Source organism: Leucobacter sp. HNU, from assembly GCF_047946755.1.
GTDB lineage: Bacteria > Actinomycetota > Actinomycetes > Actinomycetales > Microbacteriaceae > Leucobacter.
This window is the reverse complement of the sequence record NZ_CP178837.1, coordinates 693,785-720,700: the sequence shown is the minus strand read 5'-3', so window position 1 is coordinate 720,700 and position 26,916 is coordinate 693,785. Positions and strand designations below refer to the sequence as shown.

Annotated in this window: 20 protein-coding genes and 3 pseudogenes; 4 read left to right on the top strand and 19 right to left on the bottom strand. The window is 72.2% G+C overall.

The annotated features are described in order from the left end of the window. Positions 1 to 4 precede the first annotated feature (4 nt). The 14 genes and pseudogenes from AB3K78_RS03465 to AB3K78_RS03400 form a co-directional block, all read right to left on the bottom strand. A complete protein-coding gene (locus AB3K78_RS03465) occupies positions 5 to 1,399 on the bottom strand; it encodes an MFS transporter (protein ID WP_416446216.1) in 1,395 nt (464 codons plus the stop codon). Positions 1,400 to 1,484: 85 nt separating this feature from the next. Continuing rightward, entirely contained in the window at positions 1,485 to 2,024 is a 540-nt protein-coding gene (locus AB3K78_RS03460) for a GNAT family N-acetyltransferase (RefSeq protein WP_416446214.1), read from the bottom strand. A gap of 122 nt (positions 2,025 to 2,146) precedes the next feature. After that, positions 2,147 to 3,220 carry a peptide chain release factor 1 gene (prfA, locus tag AB3K78_RS03455; protein ID WP_416446211.1) on the bottom strand — a complete coding sequence of 358 codons (1,074 nt, stop codon included), beginning with the start codon at positions 3,218 to 3,220 and terminating at the stop codon, positions 2,147 to 2,149. A 2-nt stretch (positions 3,221 to 3,222) separates the two neighbouring features. Next, complete coding sequence (rho, locus tag AB3K78_RS03450) at positions 3,223 to 5,190, bottom strand: transcription termination factor Rho (protein WP_416446209.1); 1,968 nt, start codon at positions 5,188 to 5,190, stop codon at positions 3,223 to 3,225. 154 nt (positions 5,191 to 5,344) lie between these two features. Next, on the bottom strand, positions 5,345 to 6,295 hold the full coding sequence (thrB, locus tag AB3K78_RS03445; protein WP_416446207.1) for a homoserine kinase: 951 nt from the start codon (positions 6,293 to 6,295) through the stop codon (positions 5,345 to 5,347). Then, positions 6,295 to 7,602, bottom strand: a complete 1,308-nt coding sequence (locus AB3K78_RS03440; RefSeq protein WP_416446205.1) for a homoserine dehydrogenase — start codon at positions 7,600 to 7,602, stop codon at positions 6,295 to 6,297. The genes thrB and AB3K78_RS03440 overlap by 1 nt, the downstream gene beginning before the upstream one ends. After that, complete coding sequence (gene lysA, locus AB3K78_RS03435) at positions 7,599 to 9,032, bottom strand: diaminopimelate decarboxylase (RefSeq protein ID WP_416446203.1); 1,434 nt, start codon at positions 9,030 to 9,032, stop codon at positions 7,599 to 7,601. The genes AB3K78_RS03440 and lysA overlap by 4 nt, the downstream gene beginning before the upstream one ends. 177 nt (positions 9,033 to 9,209) lie before the next feature. Continuing rightward, a complete protein-coding gene (locus AB3K78_RS03430; RefSeq protein ID WP_416446201.1) occupies positions 9,210 to 10,478 on the bottom strand; it encodes an NAD(P)/FAD-dependent oxidoreductase in 1,269 nt (422 codons plus the stop codon). 58 nt (positions 10,479 to 10,536) lie between these two features. Beyond that, the gene (locus tag AB3K78_RS03425; RefSeq protein ID WP_416446199.1) at positions 10,537 to 11,436 is read right to left on the bottom strand and encodes a serine hydrolase; all 900 of its coding nucleotides are present in this window, start codon (positions 11,434 to 11,436) and stop codon (positions 10,537 to 10,539) included. 267 nt (positions 11,437 to 11,703) lie between these two features. Next, on the bottom strand, positions 11,704 to 12,639 hold the full coding sequence (locus AB3K78_RS03420; RefSeq protein WP_416446197.1) for a S66 peptidase family protein: 936 nt from the start codon (positions 12,637 to 12,639) through the stop codon (positions 11,704 to 11,706). Further along, positions 12,626 to 14,424: pseudogene (gene nikE / locus AB3K78_RS03415) on the bottom strand (nickel ABC transporter ATP-binding protein NikE). Before nikE ends, AB3K78_RS03420 begins: the two are co-directional and overlap by 14 nt. Further along, positions 14,424 to 15,341 carry an ABC transporter permease gene (locus AB3K78_RS03410; RefSeq protein WP_416446195.1) on the bottom strand — a complete coding sequence of 306 codons (918 nt, stop codon included), beginning with the start codon at positions 15,339 to 15,341 and terminating at the stop codon, positions 14,424 to 14,426. Before AB3K78_RS03410 ends, nikE begins: the two are co-directional and overlap by 1 nt. Then, on the bottom strand, positions 15,338 to 16,399 hold the full coding sequence (locus tag AB3K78_RS03405) for an ABC transporter permease (RefSeq protein WP_416446193.1): 1,062 nt from the start codon (positions 16,397 to 16,399) through the stop codon (positions 15,338 to 15,340). The genes AB3K78_RS03410 and AB3K78_RS03405 overlap by 4 nt, the downstream gene beginning before the upstream one ends. Before the next feature lie 4 nt (positions 16,400 to 16,403). Further along, entirely contained in the window at positions 16,404 to 18,251 is a 1,848-nt protein-coding gene (locus AB3K78_RS03400; RefSeq protein ID WP_416446191.1) for an ABC transporter substrate-binding protein, read from the bottom strand. A 263-nt stretch (positions 18,252 to 18,514) separates the two neighbouring features. Between AB3K78_RS03400 and AB3K78_RS03395 the strand changes: the two genes are divergently transcribed. The 3 genes and pseudogenes from AB3K78_RS03395 to AB3K78_RS03385 all read left to right on the top strand — a co-directional run. Next, positions 18,515 to 19,849, top strand: a complete 1,335-nt coding sequence (locus AB3K78_RS03395) for a M20/M25/M40 family metallo-hydrolase (RefSeq protein WP_416446189.1) — start codon at positions 18,515 to 18,517, stop codon at positions 19,847 to 19,849. Continuing rightward, positions 19,842 to 21,308: a serine hydrolase domain-containing protein gene (locus AB3K78_RS03390; protein ID WP_416446187.1), complete on the top strand. Its 1,467-nt coding sequence runs from the start codon at positions 19,842 to 19,844 to the stop codon at positions 21,306 to 21,308. The genes AB3K78_RS03395 and AB3K78_RS03390 overlap by 8 nt, the downstream gene beginning before the upstream one ends. 227 nt (positions 21,309 to 21,535) lie before the next feature. Further along, a pseudogene (locus AB3K78_RS03385) lies at positions 21,536 to 21,703 on the top strand (hypothetical protein); the annotation flags it as partial. Here the strand turns inward: AB3K78_RS03385 and AB3K78_RS03380 are convergent. From AB3K78_RS03380 to AB3K78_RS03365, 4 genes and pseudogenes are all read right to left on the bottom strand, one after another. Then, positions 21,625 to 21,786 (bottom strand): hypothetical protein, encoded by a 162-nt coding sequence (locus AB3K78_RS03380; protein ID WP_416446185.1) that lies wholly within the window; start codon positions 21,784 to 21,786, stop codon positions 21,625 to 21,627. The pseudogene AB3K78_RS03385 and the gene AB3K78_RS03380 sit on opposite strands and share 79 nt — an antisense overlap. Positions 21,787 to 21,955: 169 nt before the next feature. Continuing rightward, on the bottom strand, positions 21,956 to 23,383 hold the full coding sequence (locus tag AB3K78_RS03375) for an APC family permease (RefSeq protein ID WP_416446183.1): 1,428 nt from the start codon (positions 23,381 to 23,383) through the stop codon (positions 21,956 to 21,958). A gap of 41 nt (positions 23,384 to 23,424) precedes the next feature. Beyond that, positions 23,425 to 23,925 (bottom strand): zinc-binding dehydrogenase, encoded by a 501-nt coding sequence (locus AB3K78_RS03370; protein WP_416447294.1) that lies wholly within the window; start codon positions 23,923 to 23,925, stop codon positions 23,425 to 23,427. 195 nt (positions 23,926 to 24,120) lie between these two features. Next, positions 24,121 to 24,527, bottom strand: a pseudogene (locus tag AB3K78_RS03365) (alcohol dehydrogenase catalytic domain-containing protein); the annotation flags it as partial. Positions 24,528 to 24,686: 159 nt separating this feature from the next. Between AB3K78_RS03365 and AB3K78_RS03360 the strand changes: the two are divergent. After that, complete coding sequence (locus tag AB3K78_RS03360) at positions 24,687 to 26,123, top strand: PucR family transcriptional regulator (protein ID WP_416446181.1); 1,437 nt, start codon at positions 24,687 to 24,689, stop codon at positions 26,121 to 26,123. A gap of 12 nt (positions 26,124 to 26,135) precedes the next feature. Here the strand turns inward: AB3K78_RS03360 and AB3K78_RS03355 are convergent, their stop codons facing one another. After that, positions 26,136 to 26,912 carry a DUF2993 domain-containing protein gene (locus tag AB3K78_RS03355; protein WP_416446179.1) on the bottom strand — a complete coding sequence of 259 codons (777 nt, stop codon included), beginning with the start codon at positions 26,910 to 26,912 and terminating at the stop codon, positions 26,136 to 26,138. Positions 26,913 to 26,916: the final 4 nt, after the last annotated feature.

The following is a 26,916-nucleotide window of genomic DNA, read 5'->3' as shown; positions in this document are numbered from 1 at the left end:
GGACTCAGCGCAGGCGCCGGCCCTGCTCGTCCATCCAGCGCTTCGTCCTCCGGTACTCGATGCCCATGAACACGAGCCCCAGCACCCAGAACGGCAGCTGCACGGCGAACGCCACACGGAACGCGCCCAGCGAGTAGTTCTCGGGGGACCCCGCGCCCTGCACGTCGAGCACGAGTCCGATCAGCAGGATCACGAGCAGCGTCGCCGTGAAACCGGCGGTGTTGACGAGGCCGGTCCCGAAGCCGGAGAAGCTGCGCGGAGTGTGGGAGCGTCCGACCTCGAACGAGATCATCGAAGCCGGTCCGCCGATCGGCATCACGACCATCAGCAGGACGAGCAGCCAGGTCGGCGGGGTCCCGGGCCAGAGCAGCACCGCGATCCACACGAGGGCGATCGCGACCGTGATGCCCGCGGCGATCCCGACACGCCGCTCCAGGAATCGCGAAGTCAGCGGGCCGAGCAGGAACCCGGCGGCCATCGACGACAGGATCGTGAGGCTCAGCAGTCCCGCTGCCGCCCCGCGCGACAGCCCGACGCCGCCCACCAGGAACGGCGTTCCCCACAGCAGGATGAAGGTGTTCGACGCGAACGGCGAGGTGAAGTGCACCCAGTACGCCAGTCGCACGCCGGGCAGCCGCAGCAGCCGTCGTGCGCGCTGCCAGAACCCGAGGCCTCGACGCACCCTGCCCTGCGGCGGCATCTCGATGAGCCCGGTGGCGGGCGGTGCGATCTCGACCGACGACGCGCCGCCCTGAGGCTGGTATGCGGCGGAACGACGCGTGATGCCCCCGGTGCGTCCGAAGATCCGCTCGAGCGCGGTGCCCGTGCCCGGGCTGTCGCGCAGCACGAGCGCCGCGAGCAGCGTCACCAGGAACCCGACCGCGGCGACGGCGAGGAAGCCGGAGGCCCAGCCGAAGCCGGCGACCATGAGGGCGAGCGGCGTCACGGAGACGAGCTGGCCCGCCTGGCCCACGAGGCCCGTGAGCTGGCTCACCGTCGGCAGCTGGCGCGCCGGGAACCACTCCGGCAGCATTCGCATGACGCTGATGAAGCTGCAGGCGTCGCCCGCGCCCACCAGCACGCGCGCGAGGATCGCGAGCCCGACGTCCGGCACGGTCGCCATGGTCACCTGACCGACGATCATCAGTGCGCCGCCGATCAGGATCATGGTCGTCGCACCCACGCGATCGAGCAGGATCCCGACGGGGATCTGCAGTCCGGCGTAGACGATCAGCTGGATGACCGGGAACGCCGACAGCGTGGTCGCGTCGATGCCGAAGTGGTCCTGCGCTGCGGGACCGAGCGCCGCGAGCGAGGACCGGTTGATGATCGCGACCGCGTAGGAGAGCGCTGCGACCGTCCACACCGCCCAGGGAAGCAGGGAACGGGCGCGGGTCATGCGTGCAATGCTACTCCTGCCCCGGCGTCGTCCCGGGCGTGTCCCCGGCGCCCGCCGCTGGGCCGGCCGCCCGGTCGGGGACGCTTCAGGCGCGCTGCGGCAGCGGCGGCCCGTCGGGGAAGTCGCTGCGGGTCAGATCCATGAAGAGCGCGTCGTCCAGGTGCCCGCCGGGGCGCACCTGGTAGTCCCGGAGCACGCCGATGCGCCGGAAGCCGAGACGCTCGTAACTGCGGATCGCACCGTCGTTGTTGATGTTGGGGTCGAGCGTGACGCGGGTGATCCCGTCGGCGAACTCGGACCGGATGGCGAGCGCGAGCGCCTCCTCGCCGATGCGGCGGCCGCGGAACTGGGTCCCGATGAAGAGGTGGATCACCGTGGTCGGGTACTCGGGGTCCTCGCCCCGGAGCACGAACATGGCACCGGCGCACTCCCCCGCGACCTCGATGATGCGCGCGGTTCCGGGCGCCGACACGAACTCCTCGCGCACGCGCTCGAGCGAGTAGCCGACCCACCACTCGGCGACCTCGGGCTGCTGCAGGATCGCGAACAGCGGCTCGGCATCGGACTCGCGCGGCGCGCGGAGCGTGACGAGGGGACCGACGAGGGGCAGTGCGGCAGCGGACATGGCTCCAGCGTATCGGTGCGCATGCGGCGCCGAGAAGTCCCGGGAACGCGGAAACCCCGCGCACCGGGCCGCCGGGGCGGTTCGATGCACGGGGTTCCCGCTCGCGGTGCGCTCCGCCGAGATCACTGACCGAGGTCGGCCAGTCGGCTCTCCTCGTCCATGCGGATGCAGGACTCGATGACCGCGTCCAGCGCGCCGTTCATGACGGCGTCGAGGTTGTAGGCCTTGAATCCCGTCCGGTGATCCGCGATGCGGTTCTCCGGGAAGTTGTACGTGCGGATCCGCTCGGACCGGTCCATGGTGCGGATCTGGCTCGAGCGGTGCGCGCTGGCCTCTGCCGCGGCTTCCTCCTGCTGCTTCGCGAGCAGTCGGGCGCGCAGCACGCGCATCGCGGCCTCCCGGTTCTGCAGCTGCGACTTCTCGTTCTGCATGGCCACCACGATGCCGGTCGGCAGGTGCGTGATGCGCACGGCGGAGTCGGTCGTGTTGACCGACTGGCCGCCGGGGCCGCTCGAACGGTAGACGTCGATCTTGAGGTCGTTCTGGTTGATCCCGACCTCTTCGGGCTCATCCACCTCGGGGTACACGAGCACGCCCGTGGTCGAGGTGTGGATGCGCCCCTGGGACTCGGTGACGGGCACGCGCTGCACGCGGTGCACGCCGCCCTCGTACTTCAGGTGCGCCCAGACGCCCTGCGAGGGGTCCGTGGCGTTCGACTTGATCGCGACCTGCACGTTCTTGTAGCCGCCGAGATCGCTCTCGTCCTTCTCGAGGATCTCCGTCTTCCAACCCTTCGACTCCGCGAAGTGCAGGTACATGCGCAGCAGATCGGCGCCGAACAGCGCGGACTCGGCGCCGCCTTCGCCGCCCTTGATCTCGAGGATCACATCGCGGGCGTCGTCGGGATCGCGCGGGATCAGGAGTCGGCGGACCTTCTCCTGGGACTCGGCGAGCTGCTCTTCGAGCGCCGGGATCTCCTCGGCGAAGGCGTCGTCCTCCTTCCCGAGCTCGCGCGCGGCCTCGAGATCCTCACCGGCCTGGATCCACTGCTCGTGCGCGGCCTTGATCTTGCTCAGCTCGGCGTAGCGCCGATTGACCTTCTTGGCGCGCGCGGGATCGGCGTGCAGTTCGGGATCGGCGAGCTGCTCCTGCAGATCGGCGTGCTCGACGAGCAGGCCCTCGACCTGTTCGAACATGCTCAGGCCAGCCCCTGCGACTTCTGCATGAGCAGCAGGAACTCGGCGTTCGAGGAGGTGTCGCGCAGCTTCTGCAGCACGCTCTCGAGCGCCTGCTCCCGGTCGGTGTCGCCGAGGGCCCGACGCAGCTTCCAGGTGGCCTGCAGCTCGTCGGCTCCCATCAGCACCTCTTCGCGGTGGGTGGACGACGCGTTCAGGTCGACCGCGGGGAAGATGCGCTTGTCGGCGATCTCGCGCACGAGACGCAGCTCCATGTTGGCGGTGCCCGCGAACTCCTCGAGGACGACCTCGTCGGCCTTCGCGCCGGTCTCGACGAGCGCGGTCGCGATGATGGTCAGCGATCCGCCGTTCTCGATGTTGCGCGCGGCGCCGAAGAGCTTCTTCGCCGGTGCGAGCGCGGCGGCGTCGAGCACGCCGCCGAACGACCGGCCCGAGGCCGGCGAGGCGGCGCCGTAGGCGCGCCCGAGGCGGGTGAGCGAGTCGAGCAGCACGACCACGTCGTGACCCAGCTCTACGAGGCGCTTGGCGCGCTCGATCGCGAGCTCGGCGACCGTGGTGTGGTCCTCCGCCGGGCGGTCGAAGGTCGAGGCGATGACCTCGCCGTTGACCGAGCGCTGCAGCTCGGTGACCTCCTCGGGACGCTCGTCGACGAGCACGACCATGAGGTGCGCGTCGGGCGTGTTCTTCGAGACGGCATCCGCGATCTGCTGCAGCACGACCGTCTTGCCGGCCTTGGGCGGTGCGACGATCAGGCCGCGCTGCCCCTTGCCGATCGGCGCGATGAGGTCGACGACCCGCTGCGTCAGCTGCTCGGCGCCGGTCTCGAGCCGGAGGCGCTCCTGCGGGGAGATCGGCGTGAGATCGGCGAAGTCGACGCGGTTCTCGTTCTCCTCGAGCGTGCGGCCGTTGACGGAGTCGATCTTGACGATCGCGTTGTACTTCTGGCGGCCGCCGCCCTCGCCCTCGCGCGGCTGTCGGATCGCGCCGACGATCGCGTCGCCCTTGCGCAGGTGGTACTTCTTGACCTGGCCGAGCGAGACGTAGACGTCGCCGGTGCCGGGCAGGTAGCCGGTGGTGCGCACGAACGCGTAGTTGTCGAGCACGTCGAGCACGCCGGCGATCGGCAGCAGGACGTCGTCCTCGGTCAGCTCGGGCTCGAGATCGTCGCCCTGGCCGCGACGCTTGCGCTCGCGCTGCCGGGTGCGGCTCGACCGCGCATTGCCCTCGGCGCTCGCGGCGCCGTTGCCGCCACGGCCGTTGCCGTTGCCGCGACCGTTCGACTTCTCCGAGGCGTCCGAGGCCTCGGTCTCGGCGTCCGCGCTCTGCGCCTCGCCCTTGGCTGCGTCGGTGTTCTGCTTGTTGCGGCCGCGACGGTTGCGGCTGCGGCTGCCGCCGGCCTCGCCCTCGCCGGTCTTGGCCTCGCCGGCGTCGGGCTGCTCGTTCTTGGTGGCCTCGGCCGGAGCGGGCTCGGCGGCATCCGCCGGCTTCGCGTCGGACGCGGCCGCGTCGGCCGCGGGGGCCTCCGCCGGAACCTCGGCGTCGGCGGCCTTCTTGCGGCTGCGGGTGGCGCGCTTCTTCGGCGCTTCCTCCGCGGCGGGCGCCTCTGCGGCATCGGCGGCGGGCGCCTCCGCGGCGGGTGCCTCGGCGGCGGCCTTCGCGGCGCGGGTGCGGCGGGTCTTGGCCGGTGCGGCCTCCGCCGGCGCCTCCGCTGCAGCGGTCTCGGCAGCGGGCACCTCGGCCGGAGCCTCGGCGTCGGCGGCCTTCTTGCGGCTGCGGGTGGCGCGCTTCTTCGGCGCTTCCTCCGCGGCGGGCGCCTCGGTTGCGGGCGCGGCCTCGGCGGGCGCCTCGACCGGGGCTCCGGCCGCTGCGCTCACGCGCCGCGAGGTGCGGCGCCGGGTGGGAGCCGCCGCCTCGGCGGGCGCGGCATCGGCTGCGGGCGCAGCCGTGGTCTCTTCGGAGTTCTGCTCCACGGGATTTCCTTTCGGGAACGTGATGCGGGGGCCGCTGGGCGAGCCCAGTTCCTCCCACGAAATACGCACGAGTGTGCTTCAGGGACACCGGACCGTGGTCTCGGTGGGGAAAACGATCCTCGGTTCGCGATGCGAACCTCGTAGTTCTGCGTGGCTATGCCGCCGCTGGAACCGCCGGGATCCCCTCCACTGTAGCACCCTTGATATCGACGGCCAGGAGCAGTCGCCGCCACTCGGGTCCGTGCTCGGCAGCGAGTTCGGCCGCGGCGAGACGCTCGGCGGGGCCGGGCGAGAGCACGAGGATCGAGGGGCCGGCTCCGGAGACGACCGCCGCGTGCCCCGCGGCGCGCAGGGCTCGGATCAGGTCGCGGGTCTGCGGCATCGCTTCGCCGCGGTAGTCCTGGTGCAGGCGGTCCTCGGTCGCCGCGAAGAGCAGTTCGGGGCTCTGCGTGAGTGCCGCGACGAGCAGCGCCGAGCGCGACACGTTGAACACGGCGTCGGCGTAGGGCACCTCCTTCGGCTGCAGGCTGCGGGCGAGTTCCGTCGACATGGTGAACGTCGGCACCAGCACCAGCGGTGCGACGCCGCGGTGTACGAGCAGCCGCTTGAAGCGCGGGCCCTCCTCGGTGGTCCACGCGATGGTCAGGCCGCCGAAGAGCGCGGGCGCGACGTTGTCCGGGTGCCCCTCGAGTTCGGTCGCGAACGCGAGCAGCTCGTCCTCGCTCAGCTCGAGCGGGGCGTCGGGATCGCTCGCGAGGAGCCCCGCGGCGATCATGACGCCGGCGACGATCGCCGAGCCAGACGAGCCCATGCCCCGCCCGTGCGGAATCCGGTTGTGCGCGACGATGTCGAGGCCCGGCAGCTCGCGACCGAGACGCGAGTACACGTGGGCGGCGGAGCGCGCGACGAGGTTGGAGACGTCGGTCGGGACCTCGCCCTCCCCCACGCCGGAGACGGCGACGCGGACCGCACCGTCTGAGCGGGTGGTCGCGGTCAGCTCGTCGCCGTGCGCCAGCGCGAGCCCGAGCGTGTCGAAGCCGGGGCCGAGGTTGGCGCTCGTGGCGGGGACGCGCACGCGGACGGCGCGCGGAGCAGCTGCGGTCATCAGTTTCCCTCGAGTCGGAGCACGCTGGTCACGGCCGTCACCACGTCGCTGTCGCGGAGCGCGTCGACGGTCGCCGCGAGATCCGCCTCGCGCGCCGTGTGCGTGCCGATGACCAGGGTAGCCGTGCCCGCCGAGTCCTCGGGAACGGACTGCTCCACGCTCGCGGCGGAGACCCCGTGATCGGCGAGGATCCCCGCGATCGCGGCGAGCACACCGGGCTCGTCGCGCACGTCGAGCATGACCTGGTAGCGCGTGCGCACCTCGCCGACGGGCAGGATCGGCAGGTCGGCGTGCGACGAGCCCGGGATGCCGGGGCCGCCGATCACGTGCCGGCGCGCGGCCGAGACGAGGTCGCCGAGCACGGCGGACGCGGTCTCGACACCGCCGGCGCCCGCGCCGTAGAACATGAGCTCGCCCGCGGCCTCGGCCTCGACGAACACGGCGTTCTTGCCGCCGTGCACCGCCGCGAGCGGGTGGTCGCGGTCGATCAGCGCCGGGTAGACCCGCGCCGAGACGCCCTGGGTCCCGTCGCTCGCGGTGACCCGCTCGGCGATCGCGAGGAGCTTGATGACCGCCCCCGCATTGCGGGCCGCCTGGATCTGCTCGGAGGTGATCGAGGTGATGCCCTCCCGGTGCACCGCATCCACCGGCACTTCGGTGTGGAAGGCGATGCTCGCGAGGATGGTGGCCTTCTGCGCGGCGTCGTAGCCCTCGACGTCGAGGGTCGGGTCGGCCTCGAGGTATCCGAGCTCGCTCGCCACCCGCATCGCGTCCTCGGCGCTGTCGCCGAACCGGTCCATGCGGTCGAGGATGTAGTTCGTGGAGCCGTTGACGATGCCGAGGACCCGGGTGATGTGGTCGCCGGCGAGACTCTCGCGCAGCGGGCGGATGATCGGGATCGCCCCGGCCACGGCGGCCTCGTAGGAGAGCTGCGCGCCGACCTGCTCGGCGGCGTCCGCCAGCTCGGGACCGTGCGCGGCGATGAGGGCCTTGTTCGCCGTGACCACGTCCGCACCGGCCTCGAGGGCCTGGAGGATCAGGGTGCGCGCGGGCTCGACCCCGCCCATGAGCTCGACCACCACGTCGGCGCCGAGCACGAGCTGCTCCGCGTCCGTCGTGAAGAGCTCCTGCGGCAGCTCGACGTCGCGCTTGGCGTCGAGGCTGCGCACGGCGATGCCGGCGAGCTGCAGGCGCGCGCCGACCCGAGCGGCGAGCTCGTCGCCCTGCTCGAGGATCAGCCTGGCCACCTGCGCTCCGACCGAGCCGCAGCCCAGCAGTGCGACGCGGAGATCGCGGTATCCGTTCACTTGCTTCCTCCGTTCGGGAGCGGCTCGAACACGCTTCGCGCGAGCAGCTCGTCCTCCGTCTCGCCGCGCACGATCGTGCGGGCGTCGCCTTCGCGCACCGCGACCACGGGGGGCCTGGGCACGTAGTTGTAGTTGCTCGAAAGCGACCAGCAGTAGGCGCCGGTCGCGGCGACCGCGAGCAGATCGCCCGGGGCCACGTCTCCGGGCAGCAGGTCCCGCTGCACGACGATGTCGCCGGACTCGCAGTGCTTGCCGACGACGCGAACGAGGGCGGCCTCGGAGTCGCTCCGGCGATTGGCGATCCGCACGTGGTAGTCGGCGCCGTAGAGCGCGGGCCGCGCATTGTCGCTCATGCCCCCGTCGACGCTGACGTAGAGCCGCTCGTCGTGGCCGAGGTCGGCGGGGTCCGCATCGGCGTCGCTGCCGCGGAGCGAGACGGGCTTGGTCGTGCCGACGGTGTAGAGCGTGACGCCGGCCTGGCCGATCACGCTGCGCCCGGGTTCGAAGGCGACCCTGGGGAGCGGGATCCCGGCCTCGGCGCAGCTCGCAGCGACGATGTCGGCGAGCTCGCGCGCGATCTCCGCGACCTCGGGCTCCTCCTCGGCCTGGGCCGGGGTGTAGGCGATCCCGAAGCCTCCGCCGAGGTTCAGCTCGGGCACGGGTCCGCCGAGCACCTCGGCCAGCGCGCCGTACACGCCGACGAGACGTCGCGCCGATTCGCGGAAGCCGTCGGTGGCGAAGATCTGGGATCCGATGTGGCAGTGCAGGCCGGCGAAGTCGAGGGCGGGCTCCGCCGCGATGAGGCCGACGACCTCGACCGCGCGGTCCAGTGGCAACCCGAACTTCTGGTCCTCGTGCGAGGTCGCCAGGAAGTCGTGGGTCGAGGCGTGCACCCCGCTGTTGACGCGCAGGCGGACCCGCTGGCGGATCCCGGCGGCGGCCGCGGCCGCGGCGACCCGCGAGATCTCCTGCACCGAGTCGAGGATCAGCGTGCCGACGCCGGCCTGGACCGCGCGCGCGATCTCGCGCTCCGACTTGTTGTTGCCGTGGAATCCGATGCGCGCGGGGTCGACCCCGGCCGCGAGCGCGACGGCGAGCTCGCCGCCGCTGGCGACGTCGATGTTGAGGCCCTCCTCGCTCATCCAGCGGGCGACCTCGACGCAGAGGAACGCCTTGCCCGCGTAGTAGACGGTGGCCTCGGTGCCGACCCTGGCGAACTCGCGCTGCAGCGCGCCGCGGATCTCCCGGGCCCGGGCGCGTGCGGCGTCCTCGTCGACCACGTAGAGCGGCGAGCCGAAGCGCTCGACGAGCTCGGTGGCGCGGAGTCCGCCGAGCTTGAGCTGGCCGCACTCGCGGCCGCGTCGGGCGGTGGGCGGGAACACGCGCTGGTCGATGGCGTTCAGGTGGTCCGATCGCATCGCATCGGTCATCGTTCGCTCCTGGGGGTGGATCTGGGTGGTGCTCGTCGGCGCTCGCTCACCAGCGTCTTCTGGTGGTGGCGAGCGGACCCGGATTGGCCCCTGAAGCCGCGCGAACGGAGAGCGTCTCTCAGAACGAACTCGTCCAGCCTAGCGGGCCGCGCCGGGGTGTGGCGGCATGTGACGCGGTCAGCGCCGCACGGCGAACGGCGCGAGGTCGAGGGGCGCGCCGTCGGCGGTCGGCGCGCGTCCGGCGACGAGGTCGGCGACGACCTCCCCCGTGATCGGGCCGAGCGAGAGACCGTGCATGTTGTGGCCGGAGGCGACGATCGTCTCGGGCCGCCCGGGCACGGGGCCGATCAGCGGCAGGCCGTCGGCGGTCATGGGTCTCGCCCCGACCCACTCGTCGGTGCGGTGCTCCCAGTCGCCTCCCGCGATCAGACCGCGGGCGGCTCGCGTGAGCACGTCGAGGCGATCGCGATGCAGGCGTTCCGGGTGCCCGTCGAACTCCATCATGCCCACGATGCGGAGCCGGTCGTGCATCGGGATCGCGACGCAGTGCCGGTCGATCGAGTGCACGAGGGTCGCCGGCATCCGTTCGACGGGCACGGTGTAGCTGTACCCCTTGCCCGAGACGATGCCGGCCGAACGGACGCCGGACCGGCGCAGGATCGGCGTGGTCCAGGCGCCCGCCGCGATCACGACGCGGTCTCCCGAGATCCGGGTCTCGACGCCCTCGCGGTCGACGCAGACGATCTCGGCGCCGTCTCCGAGCCGGCGGGCCTCGAGCCCGAGGCGGACCTCGGCCCCGGCGGCGACCACGTGCTCGGCGAGGCTCGCGACGAAGGTCACGGGATCGAGCGAGAACTCCTCGGGCAGCAGGAAGCCCGCCTCGGTCGCGGTCGCCAGCGCGGGTTCCTCCGCGCGCAGCGCCTCGCCCCGCAGGATCGGGCCGGGCGCGACACCCCAGCCCCGCTCGGCGCGGGCACGGTACTTCTCGTGCGCCGCGCGCAGTTCGGCGCCGTCCGCAGCGGTCATGAGATACCCGCTGCCGCCGCCGGACAGGTCGACGCCGTCCGTGCCGAGCCGGTGCAGCGACGGCAGGATCGCCCGGGAGAACTGCGCGAGCGCCGCTGCGCCGCGCGCCGCGCGCTTCCGACCGGACGCGCGCAGGAACCCGAGCCCGAACCCCGCGAGCGCGGGCAGCCTCGGGAACGCGATCGACAGATAGGAGGATCGGGTCAGCACCCCGGCGACGACATCGCGCGCGGTGTTCGGCGAGGCCAGGGGTGCGACCTGCTGCGGGGTGAGTTCGCCGGCGTTGCCCGTCGCCGCACCGGCGCCGAGGTGCGCGCGTTCGACGATGGTCACCCGGTGCCCGTCGCGGAGCAGTGCGTGCGCCGCGCAGAGGCCGATCAGGCCTCCGCCGACCACCACCGCGTGCTGGGTCTGCTGCATGGTTCTCGTGTTCTCCGTTTCGTGTGCGACGCCGTGGCCGGCGATGGGATCGGGACGCTCAGCGCGCGGCGTCGAGCAGGACCGTCGAGCCGTTCGACTCGTGGAGGATCCGGTGCTCCACCGCGGCCCCGAGCGCGCGGATGGTCTCGAGCGCGGCAGAGGTCTCGAGACCGGCGGTGCAGACCGCCAGCACGCTCGGGCGCGGCCGCCCGCGGCTGCGGAACCAGGCCACGTCGTGCCGGATCCCGGTCACCCAGCCGCTCTTGGATCCCCAGTCCTCGCTCTCGGCCAGCCCGTCCGCGATGACGGGGAAGCGCTGTCGCGCGAGGTGCGCGACGAGGATCGCCGTGGACTCCGCCGACAGCGCATCGCCCGAGACGATCGCCCGCATCACGGTCGCGAGGTCCGCGGCGCTCGCCTCATGGGTCTCCCCCGCGTCGCGCGCCGCGTAGTCGCCGATGAGCCGGGTCATACGGGCGGTGCGGGCCCCGGTCGCGGCGAACGCCTCGGCGACGGCCGCGAGCCCGAGGCGCTGGACGAGCAGGTTGGTGCCCTCGTTCGAGGAGACCTCGATCATGCGAGCGAGGCACTCGCCCAGCGCGACCGCTGCACCGTCGGCGGGGAACCCGGCGTCGACCTCGTCCGGCGTGAAGCCGAAGTCGCCGGCCCCCGGGATCGCGCTCGCGAAGCGATGCCGGCTGGCGACGATCTCGCCGAGATCGAGTTCGCCCCGGTCGACGGCGCGCAGCGCAGCGATCGCGACACCGAGCTTGATCGTGCTCGCCGCGTAGCGGATCAGCTCGGCTCCCCGTGCGGCCACCGTGCGGCCGTCGGCGTCCAGTGCGCAGAAGGTGACCGACGGGTCCCGGTCCTCCGCGTGCGCCACGCCGTCGAACAGCGCGGCGGCAATGGCCGCGGCGGACTCGGCGGCGTCCTGGGCGGAGAATGCACGGGTCACGACCGCCAGCCGCCGCTCCTCGTCCCCGGCGACGACACGGGAGCGGTGGAAGCGGATCCCGCCGCTGCCGCCGGCCTCGTCCTCCGTCGCTTCGAAGCCCTCGGCGAGCGAGCGCGCCGTGACCGCCTCCCCGGCCGGCCGACGGCACCGCCGTCGAAGACGCGATCCGGTCCGCGTCCGAACGCCTCGCCGTCTGCCCCGATGACGCACCAGCTCAGGAGCGGAACCCCGTCGGAGAACGGACCGCGCACGCCGGAGTCCGGGTGCTCACTCAACAACGTCGATCCTCGGGTTCGCGCCCTCCGCGACGAGGCGTCCGCGCAGCCCGAGCGGGACGCAGTCCACGCCGAAGCCGTGCCCGAACGGCAGCCCCCAGAGCAGGGGGATGCCGAGCGGTGCGAGCATCTCCTCGGCGATCGCGCGGATCTCCGGGAGCGGCCCGCATTTCACCCAGGTGCCGAGCGCGATCCCCCGCGCTCCTTCGAAGTAGCCGGACCGCAGCAGCGTGAGCAGGAAGCCGTCGATCCGATACGGATCCTCGGTGACGTCCTCGAGCAGCACGATCCGACCATCGGCTCGGACCCGGCCGACCGGGTGCGCTCCCGCGGTCATGACGAGCAGGCTGAGGTTGCCGCCGGCGAGCCGCCCTTCGACGGTGCCCGCGACGATCGGATCGGCCCCGGGGGCGGTCAGCACCCGGCCGAGCGTCGGAGTGAACAGCGCCCGTTTCAGCGCCGCGACGTTGCCCGGATCGTCCATGAGGTCGCCGGTGGCGAGCATCGGCGCGAACAGGGTCGGCGATCCGATCTCGTGCTCCCAGTACTCGTGCAGCGCCGTGATGTCGGAGGACCCGATCAGCAGCTTGGGGCGCGCCGCACGCAGTTCCTCGGGGTCGAGCAGGTCGAGCACGCGTGCGGCGCCGTAGCCGCCGCGCATGCAGAACACCGCGGAGAGCGTGTCGTCGGTCCACGCCCGACGCAGATCCTCGGCGCGGTCGCGGTCCTCGCCGGCGAGGTAGCTGCCGGCGCGCGGGTGCTTGTCGAGGGCGTGCTCGCCGACGACGGGGACGAGTCCCCAGCTCTCGAGCAGCGTCACGGCCTCGCGCAGGCGCCGCTTGGGCACGGCGCTCGAGGGCGAGACGAGCCCCACCCGGTCGCCCGGGCGCAGCGGTTCGAGCGGCGCGGCGGTCTCAGTGATCGGCACGTGCGGTCTCCTTCGGTCGTTCGGTACGGGTGCGTTCGGTGTCGGCCGGCCCGGCGCGGTCCGCCCCAGGGGCCTCCGTCTCGCGGAGCTGCCGGGACGGCACCACCGAGAGCAATCGGCGCGTGTACTCGTGCTGCGGATCGAGCAGCACCTGCTCGACGGTGCCGTGCTCGACGATCTCGCCGCGGTACATGACCGCGACGCGGTCGGCGATGTTCCAGGCGAGGCCGAGGTCGTGGGTGATCACGAGCGCTCCGAGGCCGAGCTCGCAACGCAGCCGCAGCATGAGCGCGAGCACCCCGGCGCGCACCGAGGCATCGAGACTCGCGACCGGCTCGTCGGCGACGAGGAACTCGGGGCCGAGGGCGAGGGCGCCCGCGATCACGACGCGCTGCCGCTGGCCGCCCGAGAGCTCCTGCGGGATCGCCTCGAAGTACCGCTCGGGCGGGGTCAGCTCGGCATCGGCCAGCGCGCGGGCCACGAGCTCGCGCTCGTCGCCCTGCAGGCGGTGCAGCCGCGGTCCCTCGGCGACCGCCTCGTAGACCGTCTGCTTGGGATTCAGCGCGGCCGACGGATCCTGCAGTACGAACTGCACCCGCCTGCGGTACTCCTTCAGGTCGCGGCGCCGGGTCGGCAGCGGGTCGCCGCGGTAGAGCAGCTCCCCGAACTCGGCTGCTGCAGGCCGAGCACGGTCCGGGCGAGCGTGGTCTTGCCCGAACCCGACTGACCGACGAGCGCGATGATCTCGCCCGGGCGGCACGTGAGGTCGACGTCCCGCACCGCCGAATGCGCCCGCGCGCCCCGGCCGAACACCACGTTCAGGCCGCGCGCCGCGATCACGGCGTCCTCGAGCGGCAGCACGCGCGTCGGCGTCGCCGACGCGCCGCTCGGCTCCGGCCGGGGTCGCGATCCGGGGCCGCCGGGGCCGGGGGCGTCCGGCGCCGTGAACCCCGGGAGCGAGAGCCGGGAGGACCAGTCGCCGATGGTGGGGAACGCGGCGGCGAGCGCCCGCGTGTGCGGATGCCGGGGATTCGCCATCACCTCCGCGGAGGGTCCCTCCTCGACGATCTCGCCGTGCTGCATCACCGCGATGCGCTCGCAGGTCGACGCGAGCACCGAGAGGTCGTGGCTGATCATGAGGAGCGAGAGCCCGCGTTCGCGCACCATGCGCCGGAGCAGTTGCAGGATCTGATCCTGCACGATCACGTCGAGCGCCGTCGTGGGCTCGTCGGCGATGATGATCTCGGGTTCGCAGGCGAGCGCCATCGCGATCATGACGCGCTGCTTCTGCCCGCCCGAGAGCTCGTGCGGGTACGCGGCCGCCTTCGCCTGCGGCAGGTCCACCTGTCCGAGCAGTTCGACGACGCGGGCGCGCCGGCGCTCGGCGTCCCGGTACGCGGAGCGGTCGCCGCTCGCGTGCAGCCGCAGCGCCTCGCCGATCTGGTCGCCGACGCGCTGCACGGGATTCAGCGAGTGCATCGCACCCTGGAACACGATCGCGGCCTCGGTCCAGCGCACCGCGCGCAGCCGGCCCCAGCGCATGTCGGCGACGGACTCGTCGCCGATCAGGATCCTGCCCTCGATGCGGGCGTTGGCGGGCAGCAGCCGCAGCACGCTCATGGCGAGCGTCGACTTGCCGCAGCCGGATTCGCCGGCGAGGCCGACGGTGGATCCGGGTGCGAGCGCGAGGCTCACGCCGCGCACGGCCTCCACCGTGCCGCGTCCGCCGCGGTCGTCGTGCGTCGTGTAGCTGATCCGGACGTCTTCGAAAACGAGCTGGGGCATCATCGACCTCGCAGGGTGGGATTGATCACGGACTCGAACGCGCGGCCGACCAGCGTGAAGGCGAGCACGACGACGGCGATCGCGATGCCGGGCGGCAGCACGTACCACCAGTAGCCGCCGGTCGCGGCGCCGGTGTCGAGCGAGAGCTTGAGCATGGACCCCCAGGAGATCGTGCTGGGGTCGCCGAGCCCGAGGAACGACAGCGTCGATTCCGAGATGATCGCCGAGCCGACCGTGAGCGTCGTGTTGGCGAGCACGAGCGGGAGCACCGCGGGCAGCACGTGGCGGCGCAGCACGTGGCCGTCGCCGGCGCCGAGCGCCCAGGCCCGCTCGATGTAGCCGCGCGACTCGACCGTGAGGGTCTGCGCGCGGACGAGCCGGGAGGTGGCCGCCCACGACGTGACGCCGATCGCGACGATGATCGTGACGACGCCCGGCCCGAGCACGCTCGAGAGCACGATGGCGAGGACGAGCGAGGGCACGACCAGGAAGAAGTCGATCACGCGCATGAGGATCGCCTGGGCGGCGCCGCCGAAGTGGCCGGCGGCCATGCCCATCGCCGTGCCGATGACCATCGAGACGAGGGTCGCGGCGAAGCCGACGAGGAGCGAGGCGCGCGCGCCCCAGACCAGCAGCGCGAGCACGCTGCGGCCGAGCGGATCGGTGCCGAGCGGCAGCGCCCACGTCGGCGCCTGGTTGGGGGCGTTCGAGATCCGGGTGACGTCGAGGGTCTCCGCGGGGAACAGCAGCGGTGCCGCGAGCGCGAACGCGATCACGACGAGCAGGACGACGAGCCCGAACAGGCCGGAGCGCTGGGCGCGGAACTCGCGCCAGACCTCGGCCGCGCGAGCGCGCCGGCGGGACGCGGCGACGCCGCGGGCGGTGAGCGGCGTGGAGAGCCGTGGTGATGCGGTCATGCGGTGCGCAGCCTCGGGTCGAGCGACCGGTAGAGCAGGTCGGCGATGAAGTTCATCAGGATGACGATCGCGGAGAAGACCACGAAGGTGCCCTGCAGAACGGGGAAGTCCGGCGCGCGGAGCGCCTGGAAGGTGAGGTATCCGAGGCCCGGCCACGAGTAGACGGCTTCGACCGTCACCGCACCGCCGATGAGCCCGCCGAGCGCGAGGAAGATGAGGGTCACGGTCGGCAGCAGTGCGTTCGGCACCGCGTGGCGCCGGCGGACCCCGTCCTCGTTGAGACCCTTGGCCCGTGCGGTCACGAGGTAGTCGGACGTCATCTCCTCGAGCAGCGAGGCGCGCATCACCAGCAGGTACTGCGCGTAGATCACCGCGGCGAGCGTGAGCACGGGCAGCACCATGTGGTGCGCCACGTCGAGGACGAGCGCGACACCCGTCGCCCCGGAACCGACCGAGATCATGCCGCCCGTCGGGAACCAGTGCAGCGTGCCCGCGAAGACGAGGAGCAGCAGCAGCCCGAGCCAGAAGGTCGGCACCGACCAGAGGGTCAGCGCCGTTCCCGTCTGCGCCCGATCGAAGAAGGACCCGCGCCGCCAGGCGGCGCGCTGCCCGAGCCAGAGGCCGAGCAGCACCGAGATCGCGAACGCGGTACCGGTGAGCAGCAGCGTCGGCAGCAGGCGTTCCCCGATGAGCTCGGAGACGGGCTGGTTGTAGGTGTACGAGTATCCGAGGTTCCCGCGGAGGAGATCGGTCAGGTAGCGCCAGAACTGGGCCATGAGGGGCTGGTCGAGCCCCATTTCGACGCGCATGGCTTCGAGCTGCTCGGGGCTGACCCGCCGACCGCGGGCGAGCGAGCGCACGGGATCACCGGGCAGGATCCGGAAGGCGAAGAAGCCGAGCACCACGACCATGACGAGGGAGACCAGGGCTCCCCCGGCCTTCGTCGCGGCGAAGCGCAGCCAGCTGCCTCCGCGGTGCGGCTCATCGATGTCCGGCGTGGGCGCGGGGTCCGCGGCAGGGCCCGTGCGGGCCCCGCCGGTCAGGACGACGTCGGTCATGGGCCTACTCCCGATCGTCCGTGGTCGTCGAGCGTCGGCGCAGCGCGAGGAAGCCGCCGGCGGCGAGGACGACGGCGGCCCCGCCGGCGATCCACCAGACGGCTCCGCCGCCGGAACCCGCGCCGTCGCCCGCGTCGACCGACACCGGAGTCGCCGAGTACAGACCCCAGGGGCCGTTCTGCGCCAGGATCACGCCGGTCTTCGCCGGCTGCTTCTGGATATCGGTGAAGCGGTCCGAGCGATACGCCTGGAACGCGTCGCCGTAGTACATGACGTTGTTCACGGCCGCCCCGTAGATCATCTGCTGCAGTTCGATCACCATCGCGGCGCGCTTGGCGGGGTCGAGCTCGGAATGCTGCTTCGCGTAGAGGGCGTCGAACTCGGGCGAGCACCAGTTGGATTCGCTCGTCGCACCCGACCCGTCGGCGTTCGGCCGCGACTTGCAGGTGTTGAGCGACATCATGAAGTCGGGGTCCGGCCCCATCGTCCAGCCGGTGAAGTACAGGTCGTAGCGCCCCATCACCGACTCGTCGTTGACCTGCGCGGCCGAGAGCATCGTGGTCGTGATGTCGATCCCGATGTCCTTCATCCAGGGCTTCAGGAAGTCGGCGACCTGCTGGTGGCTCGCGCTCGCGGCATCGCCCATCAGCCGGAGCTTGATCGGCTTGCCGGTCTTGTCGAGCCGGATGCCGTCCGCACCCTTCCGATACCCGGCCTCGTCGAGCATGCGATTGGCCCCGGCCTGGTCGAAGGCCAGCGGGAGCTTGTCGGGGGCGACGTCCCAGTGGTACTTCGGATAGATCGGGGGCACCTCGCCCGTGCCCGCCGACCCGTGCCCCTGGAAGACCTTCTTGCGGAGGGTCTCGTTGTCGATCGCGCGCACGATGGCCTGACGCACCACCGGGTCGTGGAGCACGGGGTTGCCGTCGCCGAGGGGCTTGCCGTCGATGTCCTTCGCACCGGGGTTGATCGCGATCGACGAGTAGCCGCGACCGGCGCCGGAGACGGTGGTGATGCCGGAGACGCCCTTGAGCGCGTCGAACTGGGCGACGGTGAGGTCGCTCATCATGTCGATCTCGCCGGTCTTGAGCGCCTGCACTGCGGCGTCCGAGTTCTTGTAGGGCACCCAGGCCACGCCGCCGGACTTCGCCTCTCCCCGGCGGTAGTGCGGGTTCGGGATCATCTGGACGCCGTTGGTCTTGGACGACGTCGAGACCGTGAAGGGGCCCGAGCCGACGACGTCCGCGTCGTTCGCGAAGCCGGCGGGGTCGGAGATCTTCGACCAGACGTGCTTCGGCACGATCGGCAGATCGGTGCCCGGGTTGGCCGCCTGCGGCGAGCGCATCCGCATCACCACGGTCGAGGCGTCGGGCGCCTCGACCGACGCGATGTTCTCGACGAGCGAGCCGTTCGCCATCTTCAGCGCGTTGTTCTTCTGGATCGCCTGGACGGTCCAGACCACGTCGTCCGCGACGATCGGCTGCCCGTCCGACCACTTCGCGTCCTTCGGCAGGTGGAAGGTCCACTCGGTCGCATCGGCGTTCGACTCCCACTTCTCGGCCATGCCCGGCGATTCGGTGTTGTCGTCGGCGCTCCATTCCACGAGCGGCTCGTACTGCAGTCGCATGATCTCGAGGCTCGTCCAGAGCACCGAGAGGAACGGGTTGAGGGTGTCGACGTCCCCGAGCAGCGCGACCCGGATGACCGGCGGCTTCGTCGCGGCGCCCGCCTGGGCCGCGCCCGTGCCCGCGGCCACTCCGCCGAGCGCGAGCGCGCAGGCTCCCGTCAGGGCGAGCGCTCGCCGCCGCCAGGCGACCGTCGGCCGCGCCTTCTGCTCCCGTTGTGCCCGCATCGAACCACTCCTTCGTGTTTACGTTTCTCAAATGTGAGACATGGCATCGGATGTGTCGCGGTTCGAACGGGCTGAGATCTCCGTTGATCCGCATAATCAAGCCAAAACTGATCTCGTTTTGCACTTGCCACCGTCAAGCTATCCAGGAATGATAAGAATCGCAAGATGCATTTTCGACCCGGATTGCGCTGCGCCGTGCGCGCGGATCGCCCCGGGTCGGAAACAATGGAGGCCAGCCCTCCGCGAGCCAGAGCAGGAGCAAGATGTCCAGACCGGAAACCGCCTCGAAGATGAGCGCCGCCGAGCTGTGCGCCCGGTTGATCCGCTTCGACACCTCCAACTACGGCGAAGGGCGCAGCGCCGGCGAGGCCGACCTCGCGGCGTGGATCGTGGCAGCGCTCGAACGGGCGGGCTATGCGCCGCAGGTGGTCGGCCCGTCCCCCGCCCGCGCCTCCGTGGTGCTCCGCGTACCGGGCACCGACCCCACGCTGCCGGCGGTGCTCGTGCACGCCCACACCGACGTGGTGCCCGTCGAGCCGTCCCAGTGGACCGTCCCCGCCTTCGCCGGGCGCATCTCCGACGGCTATGTGTGGGGACGCGGGGCGACCGACATGAAGGACATGGTCGCGATGACGCTCGCGACGCTGCTGAACTGGGCGAGGACCGGCACCCGCCCGCGCCGGGACGTCGTGGTGCTCTTCGTGGCCGACGAGGAGTCGGGCGGCGAGCACGGGGCGCTCTGGCTCGTGCGGAACCGGCCAGAGCTGTTCGCGGGCGTGCAGTTCGCGATCGGAGAGTCCGGCGGCGACGCCACGGAGCTCGTCGCGGCCGACGGTCGGGCCGTGCGCTGCTATCCCATCGCCACGGGCGAGCGGGGCACGCTGCACCTGCGGCTGCGGGCGAGCGGCGACCCCGGGCACGCGTCGCGCCCCCACCCGGGCCACGCGCTCGAACGCCTGATCGCCGCGTGCCACCGCATCAACACGCACGAGTGGCCGCTGCGGCTCACCGACACCGTGCGCGGCTACATCGAGACCATCGACCGCGCACTCGGCAACGCGCCCGATCTCGGCACCGAGGCCGGCGTGCTCGCCGCGATCGACCGGCTCGGCCCCGCGGGCGAGGTCGCCGCCGCGACGATCCGCTGCACCGCGACCACGACCGTCATGAACGCCGGAATGACCGTGAACGTGATCCCCGGCAACGCCGAGGCCCTGGTCGACGTACGCTGCCTGCCCGGCACGGAGGACGAAGCCGTCGAGACGCTGCGCGGGCTCATCGGCGACGGCATCGACTGGGAGTTCGTCGACCGACAGTCCCCCGTCAGCGCCCCGCACCCGTCGCCCTGGTTCGACGCGATGCGCGAGGCGATCCTCGCCCACGATCCCGAGGCGGTCGTGCCTCCGGTCTGCATGGGCGGCGGCACGGATGCGAAGGCGTTCGCTGCGCTCGGCATCGCGGGCTACGGCTTCGCCCCGCTCACCGCGGACCCGGAGGGACGCCGGCCCGCGGGCACCCACGGCGCCGACGAACGCATGCCCGTCACCTCGATCGACGGCGGTCAGCGGATCCTCGAGGAGTTCCTGACCCGTGTCTGATGCGCTGACGCCCCATGATCTGTCCAGCGCCGGTGCCGGAGCGGCGGACTCCGGCGACATGCTCGCCGAGCTCGCGGCCTCCCGCGTCCGATCCGGCTCGACGCCGGCGATCGCGCTCGCGGCTCGCGTCGGCGGCCAGGACGCGTTCGCCGCGTCCGGCGACCGCGGAGACGGGCTCCCTCCCGACGCCGGCACGGTCTTTCGCATCGCCTCCGTCACCAAGTCGTTCACCGCCGCCCGCGCGATGCAGCTCCGCGACACGGACGAGCTGGACCTCGATCGGCCCGTCGCAGAGCTGCTGCCGGGCGCCCGGTTCGTCCCGGCGGGCGCCGAGCACCGCATCACACCCCGCATGCTGCTCACCATGTCGGCGGGCCTCCCCACCGACGACGCCTGGGCCGACCGGCTCGAGTCGATGGCCGCCTCGGAGTTCGACGGGCTGCTCGCCGCGGGGATTCGCCTCGTGCGCGAACCGGGGACCGGTTTCGAGTACGCCAACCTCGGCTGGGCGATGCTCGGCCGGATCCTGGAGCACCTCGACGGGCGTCCGCTGCCCGACCAGGTCGAGACCGAGCTGCTCGATCCCCTGGGCCTCACGGGGGTGCGCTTCCGCGCACCGGAGGGTCGGGTCACGGCGACGGGTCACGCCCGCAGGACGCGGGGGTGGGAACCGCAGCCGGTCACCGCGCCCGGGGCCTTCTCGGCGATCGGCGGCCTCTTCGCCTCGGCATCGGACCTGATCGCCTGGGCCGCCTGGCTGGCGAGCGCGTTCTCGGATCCGGACGACGACCGCGTGCTCGCCGCGGCGAGCCGTCGCGAGATGCAGCAGCTGCACCGAGCGATGCCCGCCGACCCCGAGCGCCCGTCCGAGGCGATCACGGGGTACGGCTACGGCCTGTTCGTCGAGCATTCGCCGGCCCTCGGGCGGGTCATCTCTCATTCCGGCGGCTATCCCGGGTTCTCGGCGCACCTGCGATGGGGACTCGACCGCGATGCGATCGCGTGCGGGCTCGAGAACGGCGGCTATTCGGGGGCCTGGGAGCCGGCCGGCGAGGCGTTCGAGCGCTCCGCGTCGGCGTTGCCGGGCGCCCCGCAGGTTCCGTGGCCCGAGACCCGTTCGGCGGTCGCGCTCGCGCGCGCGCTCGCCGAGCGACCCGACGATGCAGCGCTCTGGTCGCGCGCCGAGCAGCAGGCGTTCGCCTCGTGCGTCGCCCTCGATCTCCCGCTCGCCGAGCGCCGCGACGCACTCTCGCGGGTGCTGGACGCGCTGGGAGCCGACGCCCGGCTCGCCCCCGAGGGGATCCGGTATCCGACCGCGGCGAGCGCCCGCTGGCGTATGATCGGGCGCGATCGCCAGTGCGAGTTCGTGCTGCAACTGACCCCGACGGATCCGCCGCTGATCCAGCGCTTCGACGCGAGACCCGTGGGCCGTGAGGAGGACCATGCCGAAGGCCGCTGAGCACGCCCCCAGCCCCGGCGACGCTCCTCCGCGCTGAAGTCGCGGATCCTGCAGGCGGAGCGCGCGGCGCTCGAGAGCGCGGTGGAGGCCTTCGAGTCCGACCCCTCGTTCGAGCGCGCGTCCGCGCTCATCGCAGGCAGCCGTCGGCGTTTCGTCCTCGGCCGCGGCGCCTCGCAGGGCTACGCGTCGACGCTCGCGGGGCGCTCGGCGCGAGCTTCAGCCAGGTCATGCTGGCGGCTCCGCCCAGCCTCGAGGCGCTCGATCTGCTCTCCGACGTGCGCACGGGCGACGCACTCGTCGTGGTCTGCACGCGTCCCTACCGCCGCGACACGGTCGAGATCGCTCGGCAGTACGTCGCCGCGGGCGGCACCGTCGTGCTGCTGACCGACAGCTCCGACTCCCCGCTCAGCGCGTTCGCCGCCGAGCAGGTGGTCGTCGACACCGAGGACCGCGAGCTCGGCGACACCTCCTCGGGCATCTTGCTCGCGATCCGTCTGCTCGTCGACCTGGCGGCCGCGAGCTCCAAGGAGCTGCGCGGCGCGCCCAGGAGCGGGAACGCCTCGGCGCGGTCCTCGACCTGTACGCCCCCGAGCAGCGGTGGGACGGACGGGTCGCGGATCCGCGCCTCGGCGGAAGCGTGGTCTGACTCAGCCCACGCCCTCCAGCATGTCGGTCTCGGTGTTCCCGATCCGGTCGAGCACCTCGGGATCCTGCTTCCGCAGGCGCAGGAACCAGGCCAGCGCCGCGATCATCGTCGCGAGGAAGAGGTACGGGATCACGTTGAGCGGGAACGCCGGCACGGGGAACACGTTCGCGAGGAACACGTAGACCATGGCGATCACGGCGATCGCCGCGCACAGGGTGACGAGCGCGCTGCGCATCCGCTCGCGGCGGACGTATGCGACGCAGGCGATGGCGACGAGCGCATACGCGACCATGTAGCCGTAGGTGCCGTAGGTGTCGACCCACACGGTGATGTCCATCGGCTGCACGCCGCAGGCGAGGAGGATCACGTCGAGCACGATCGCGGCGGGGCCGGCGATGAGCAGTACGCGGTGCGGAGTGAGGTGGGTGTCGTGAGTGCGGCCGAAGCGCTCGGGCACGACGCCCTCCTTGCCCATGACGTAGACGATGCGGCCGACCACGTTGAGCGGGGCGACGACCACGGCGAAGAACGAGGCCGCGACGCCGAAGGTGAGCAGCGGGGTGAACCAGCCGGGCATCCCGATCTTCTCGGAGATCGCCTGCAGCGGGCTCGCCGCGGTGGCGAGGTCGTCGCCGAGCACGGCGATCTGCGTGTAGGCGGCGAACACGTAGAGCACGCCGACCACGACGGCGCTCCACATGATCGCGCGCGGGATCGCGGTGTAGGGGTTCTTCGCCTCCCGGCCCAGCGCGTCCGCCGATGAGAAGCCGACGAAGCCGAGGATGCCGAGCACCATTCCGGCGGCGACGCCCTGGAACGGCACGCCCTCGAAGCTGAACTGCGCGGGGTCCCAGGCGTCGGGGCCGAGCACGACGAGCGCCGTGACGAGCAGGATCATGATGATCGCGACCGACACGAGCTCGAGCACGAGCGAGACGCGCGCCGAGATACGGATGCCGCGGATCGTGAAGAAGGTGGCGAGACCGCCGATCACGATCGCGAGCGCGATGAGCCAGACGACCCCCGAGGCGGGGACGCCCAGCAGGCGGAGCAGATCGGACATGTACGACACGGCGCCGCCGAGCGAGCCTGCCGCGATGCCCCAGCAGCCGATGATCAGCGCGACGCCCGCGGTGTAGGCGCCGGTCGGGCCGAGGCCCTTCGCGACATACGTGTACAGGGATCCAGCGGACGCGTTCCTCTTGGCGAAGACCGCGACGCAGTAGCCGACGCAGACGATCACGATGGTGGCGAGCAGGAACGACAGCATCGTGCCGTTGCCGGCCCCGATGAAGATCGAGGCGGCGGTGAACGCGATCACCGCGCTCGGGGCGATGTTGGCGATGGCCTGAGCGGCGAGCTCTGGCCCCGACATCACTCCGTGTCGCAGGCCGGCATCGACCGGCTGCTGTGAGGTGGTGGTGGACATGGTGGTGGACTCTCCTTCGAGTGGCTCGGGTGACGCGTGGCTCAGGGGATCAGCAGGGTGCGCAGCACGCCGCCGGCCTCGAGGTCGTCGAGCGCCTCGGCGGCTTCGGCGAGCGGGCGTCGCCCCGAGATGAGCGGATCGAGCTTCAGCTGCCCGTCCATGTACCGGTCGACGAGCGCGGGGATGTCGATCGAGGGGCGCACCGAGCCGTAGTTGGAGCCGAGGATCCGCTGATCGGCCTCGGCGAGCACGAGCGGTTCGAACGAGGCCGTGGCGCCCGTCGGAGGCAGGCCGACGATCACGGCGGCACCGCCGAGACCGAGCATGCGGATCGACTGCTCCGTGGTGGAGGTGCGGCCGATCGCGTCGAACGCGTAGTCGACGCCGTCGGGCACGAGCTCGAAGAGCTGCTCGACGGCGTCGCGCTGCGAGGCGTCGATGCGGTCGGTCGCACCGAACTGGAGCGCCATCGCGGTCTTCTCCGGGACGACGTCGATCGCGATGATGCGCTCGGCGCCGGCGAGCTTCGCGCCCTGGACCACGTTGAGCCCGACGCCGCCGCAGCCGATCACCGCGACCGTGGACCCGGGCTCGACCGCCGCGGTGTTGAGCACCGCGCCGACGCCCGTGGCGACGGCGCAGCCGACCACGGCGATGACGTCGAGCGGGGCGTCGTCGCGCACCTTGATCGCGCCGGAGACCGGGACCACGACCTCTTCGGCGAACGAGGACACGCTGAGGTAGTGGTGCAGCGGCTCGCCGGTCACGGCGTTGCTCAGCCGCGAGGTCCCGTCGAACAGGGAACCGTGCGTGTTGTTGACCTCGACGACCTTCTGGCAGCGCGCCTCGTGGCCCTGCAGGCAGTAGCGGCACTCGCCGCACGGGGGCACCCAGCTCAGCACGACGTGATCGCCGACCGCGAGCGAGGTCACTCCTCGCCGAGCTCGGTCACGACGCCGGACCCCTCGTGCCCCATCACCATGGGAGCGGGCGCGTCCCACTCGCCGCGCTTCACGTGCAGGTCGGAGTGGCAGACGCCCGCGGCGGCGATCTTCACGCGCACCTCCCCAGCTTTCGGCGCGGCCAGGTCGGCGTCGACCACTTCCACGCGGGTATCGGTATCTCGGAACACCACGGCCTGCATCTTGCACTCCTTCGTCGGCGGCTGCACTGGATCGATCTCGCCGTCGCGGCCGGGGCCGGACTGGCGACTGAGGAGATGCTACGGAGGGAGCGAGCGCCGTGTCACTGCACCGAATGATGGATCGGCGAGGACCAACGCAGCATTTGGTACATTCGAGGCGTGCCGCTCACCCTTTCAGCCATCGCCCGGGCCGCCGGCGGGACCTGCGTCCCGCAGCGTCTGTCCGAGCGCACGCCGGTCGACGGCGTCGCACGGTTCGACGAGGTCGTCGTGGTCGGGCACCCCGCGTACGCGACGCTGGTGACGGGCGATCCCGGGGCGCTCCTCGACCGATTGGACGCCGGCGGGCCGGAGGCCGACGCCCTCTCTCGGGCCGTCCTCGTGACGGATGCCGACGATCCCGCGCTGCGCGAGCGGCTGGCCGCGCACGAAGCCACCGCGATCCTGCGGTGCGCACTCGGCGGCGTCGCCCTGCACGCAACGCTCACGGCCCTCCTCGCCGACGATCTCGCCGCGTCGGATCGGCTCGTCGCCGCGGGCATGAAGGTGCTCACCCAGGCCGCCCGACGCGGCGGAGCGACGGCCGCGATCGCGGAGCTCGCGCACCGCATCGACGGCTGGGCCGTGCTGCTCGACGCCCAGGGCCAGCTGATCACGAGCGCCGGAGCCGGGCGCCTGCACGTCTCCGACGCGACCGCCGTCGCACTCGGCCGTCCGGTCCGGGTGCGGCACGAGGGCCTGCAGCTCCACCAGGTGGGATCCGACCGGGACCTCGCCGGATACCTCGTGATCTCGACCCGTTCCGGCACGGTCAGCCGCTCACGGGACCTCGCCTCGCTCGCCGCAGCCCTCTTCGACCTGCTGCTCCGTTCCCACGACCCCACGGTCACCGAGCACCTCGGGCGCGAGTCGCTCCTGCGCACGATCCTCGCCGGCGGCGCACCCGCGCTCGAGCTGCTGCGCCGCTGGGGCGTGCACGACCGCAGCCTCACCGCGTTCGCCCTCGGGGCGCGCACCCGCACCATCGACGCCGAGCGCCTGCTGCGCCGCTGGTTCGACGAGCTCGGCGCCGAGCACGTCTTCGCCGCCTCGCAGGGCCGCGTGCTCGGGTTCGTGCGCGACGACCTCGTCGACGAACTCGCGAAGCGGGTCGACGAGCTCACCCCGGTATCGGGGCAGCGCCTGCACCTCGGCATCGGCACGCCGTCCCCCGCCGATGCGCTGGCCCGGGGCGCGGCGCAGGCGGGTCAGGCGCTCGACACCGCGCTCGACGAATCCCGCACGGTGGTCCACTACGCGAGGCTCGCCTCGGTGGAGCTGGTGCTCGGGTCCCTCGCCGCGGAGCCGCGGGCCGAGCTCGCCCGCGCGCTCGACCCGCTGCGCGACGCCGCGGGCGCGCACGGCGAGCTCACCGCCACCCTGCGGGCGTTCCTCGCCGAGAACGGCCGGCATCGGGCGAGCGCCCAGCTGCTGGGGATCCATCGGCAGACCCTCGTCTCCCGCCTGCGGCGGGTCGAGGAACTGACGGGGCTCTCGATGGACCACGCCGACGACCGCGCGACCGCGTGGATCGCGTTGCGCGCTCTCGACCGCTGAGCGCGGCTCCGGTCAGCCGCAGCTGCCCTTCTCGCGCTGCTTCGGATCGCTGACGAGGGTCGGCGAGATCTTCGCGTCGACTCGCACGGAACCGGTCGAGGAGAGCTCGATGCCGGTCAGCTCGATCCCCCGGGGCAGCTGGTCGCGGACGCAGACCGTCTGCGGCTGGGTCAGGGCCCGCACCGCGGGTCCGCCGAAGGAGTCGATCTGCTTCGCGGTGAGGTCGAAACCGGCCGCCTTCACGCCCTCCGGCGTGATCCTCACGTCGCCCTGCTCGACCCCGAGCTTCAGCGTCGCGGAGAGCGACACCTTCTGCCCGAAGATCTCCATGCTGCGGCCGACGTCGAGCGCGCCCTCGCGCACCGTGCCGGTCTGCGCGATGCCCTTCGTGAGCAGCGAGATGGTCTGGTCGATCCGGTCCTTCGGCACTGTGATCGACGCCGTGGCGCCCTGCACCTCGCCGGAACCCGAGACGAGGCTGAACGGCGCGGAGTCCGCGTGCACGGTGAGGTCACCCTGCAGCCCGTCGACGAGCGGGGCGTCCGGCACGGTGACCGTGACGTCGCCCAGCCTGCCCGTGACCGTGTGCAGCAGTACCGAACCGCCGAGCTGCACGTCGACCGGGTGGTCGCCCGACAGCTCGAGCGGCTGCCGCACCGCCGCCGAGATCGCTCCGGGCAGGATCGCCCGCAGCGCGATCTCGCCCGCGCCCGCGAGCACCGCGAGGATCACGACGACCCAGAGGATCCTCAGCCACCAGCGCGGCCGGCGTTCCCGCTGCTCGGTCATCGGC

Coding starts and splice junctions, on each gene's coding strand:
- AB3K78_RS03465 (WP_416446216.1), bottom strand. CDS start 1,399: ATGACCCGCGCCCGTTCCCTGCTTCCCTGGGCGGTGTGGACGGTCGCA.
- AB3K78_RS03460 (WP_416446214.1), bottom strand. CDS start 2,024: ATGTCCGCTGCCGCACTGCCCCTCGTCGGTCCCCTCGTCACGCTCCGC.
- prfA (WP_416446211.1), bottom strand. CDS start 3,220: ATGTTCGAACAGGTCGAGGGCCTGCTCGTCGAGCACGCCGATCTGCAG.
- thrB (WP_416446207.1), bottom strand. CDS start 6,295: ATGACCGCAGCTGCTCCGCGCGCCGTCCGCGTGCGCGTCCCCGCCACG.
- lysA (WP_416446203.1), bottom strand. CDS start 9,032: ATGACCGATGCGATGCGATCGGACCACCTGAACGCCATCGACCAGCGC.
- AB3K78_RS03430 (WP_416446201.1), bottom strand. CDS start 10,478: ATGCAGCAGACCCAGCACGCGGTGGTGGTCGGCGGAGGCCTGATCGGC.
- AB3K78_RS03410 (WP_416446195.1), bottom strand. CDS start 15,341: ATGACCGCATCACCACGGCTCTCCACGCCGCTCACCGCCCGCGGCGTC.
- AB3K78_RS03405 (WP_416446193.1), bottom strand. CDS start 16,399: ATGACCGACGTCGTCCTGACCGGCGGGGCCCGCACGGGCCCTGCCGCG.
- AB3K78_RS03400 (WP_416446191.1), bottom strand. CDS start 18,251: ATGCGGGCACAACGGGAGCAGAAGGCGCGGCCGACGGTCGCCTGGCGG.
- AB3K78_RS03395 (WP_416446189.1), top strand. CDS start 18,515: ATGTCCAGACCGGAAACCGCCTCGAAGATGAGCGCCGCCGAGCTGTGC.
- AB3K78_RS03380 (WP_416446185.1), bottom strand. CDS start 21,786: ATGCCCGAGGAGGTGTCGCCGAGCTCGCGGTCCTCGGTGTCGACGACC.
- AB3K78_RS03375 (WP_416446183.1), bottom strand. CDS start 23,383: ATGTCCACCACCACCTCACAGCAGCCGGTCGATGCCGGCCTGCGACAC.
- AB3K78_RS03355 (WP_416446179.1), bottom strand. CDS start 26,912: ATGACCGAGCAGCGGGAACGCCGGCCGCGCTGGTGGCTGAGGATCCTC.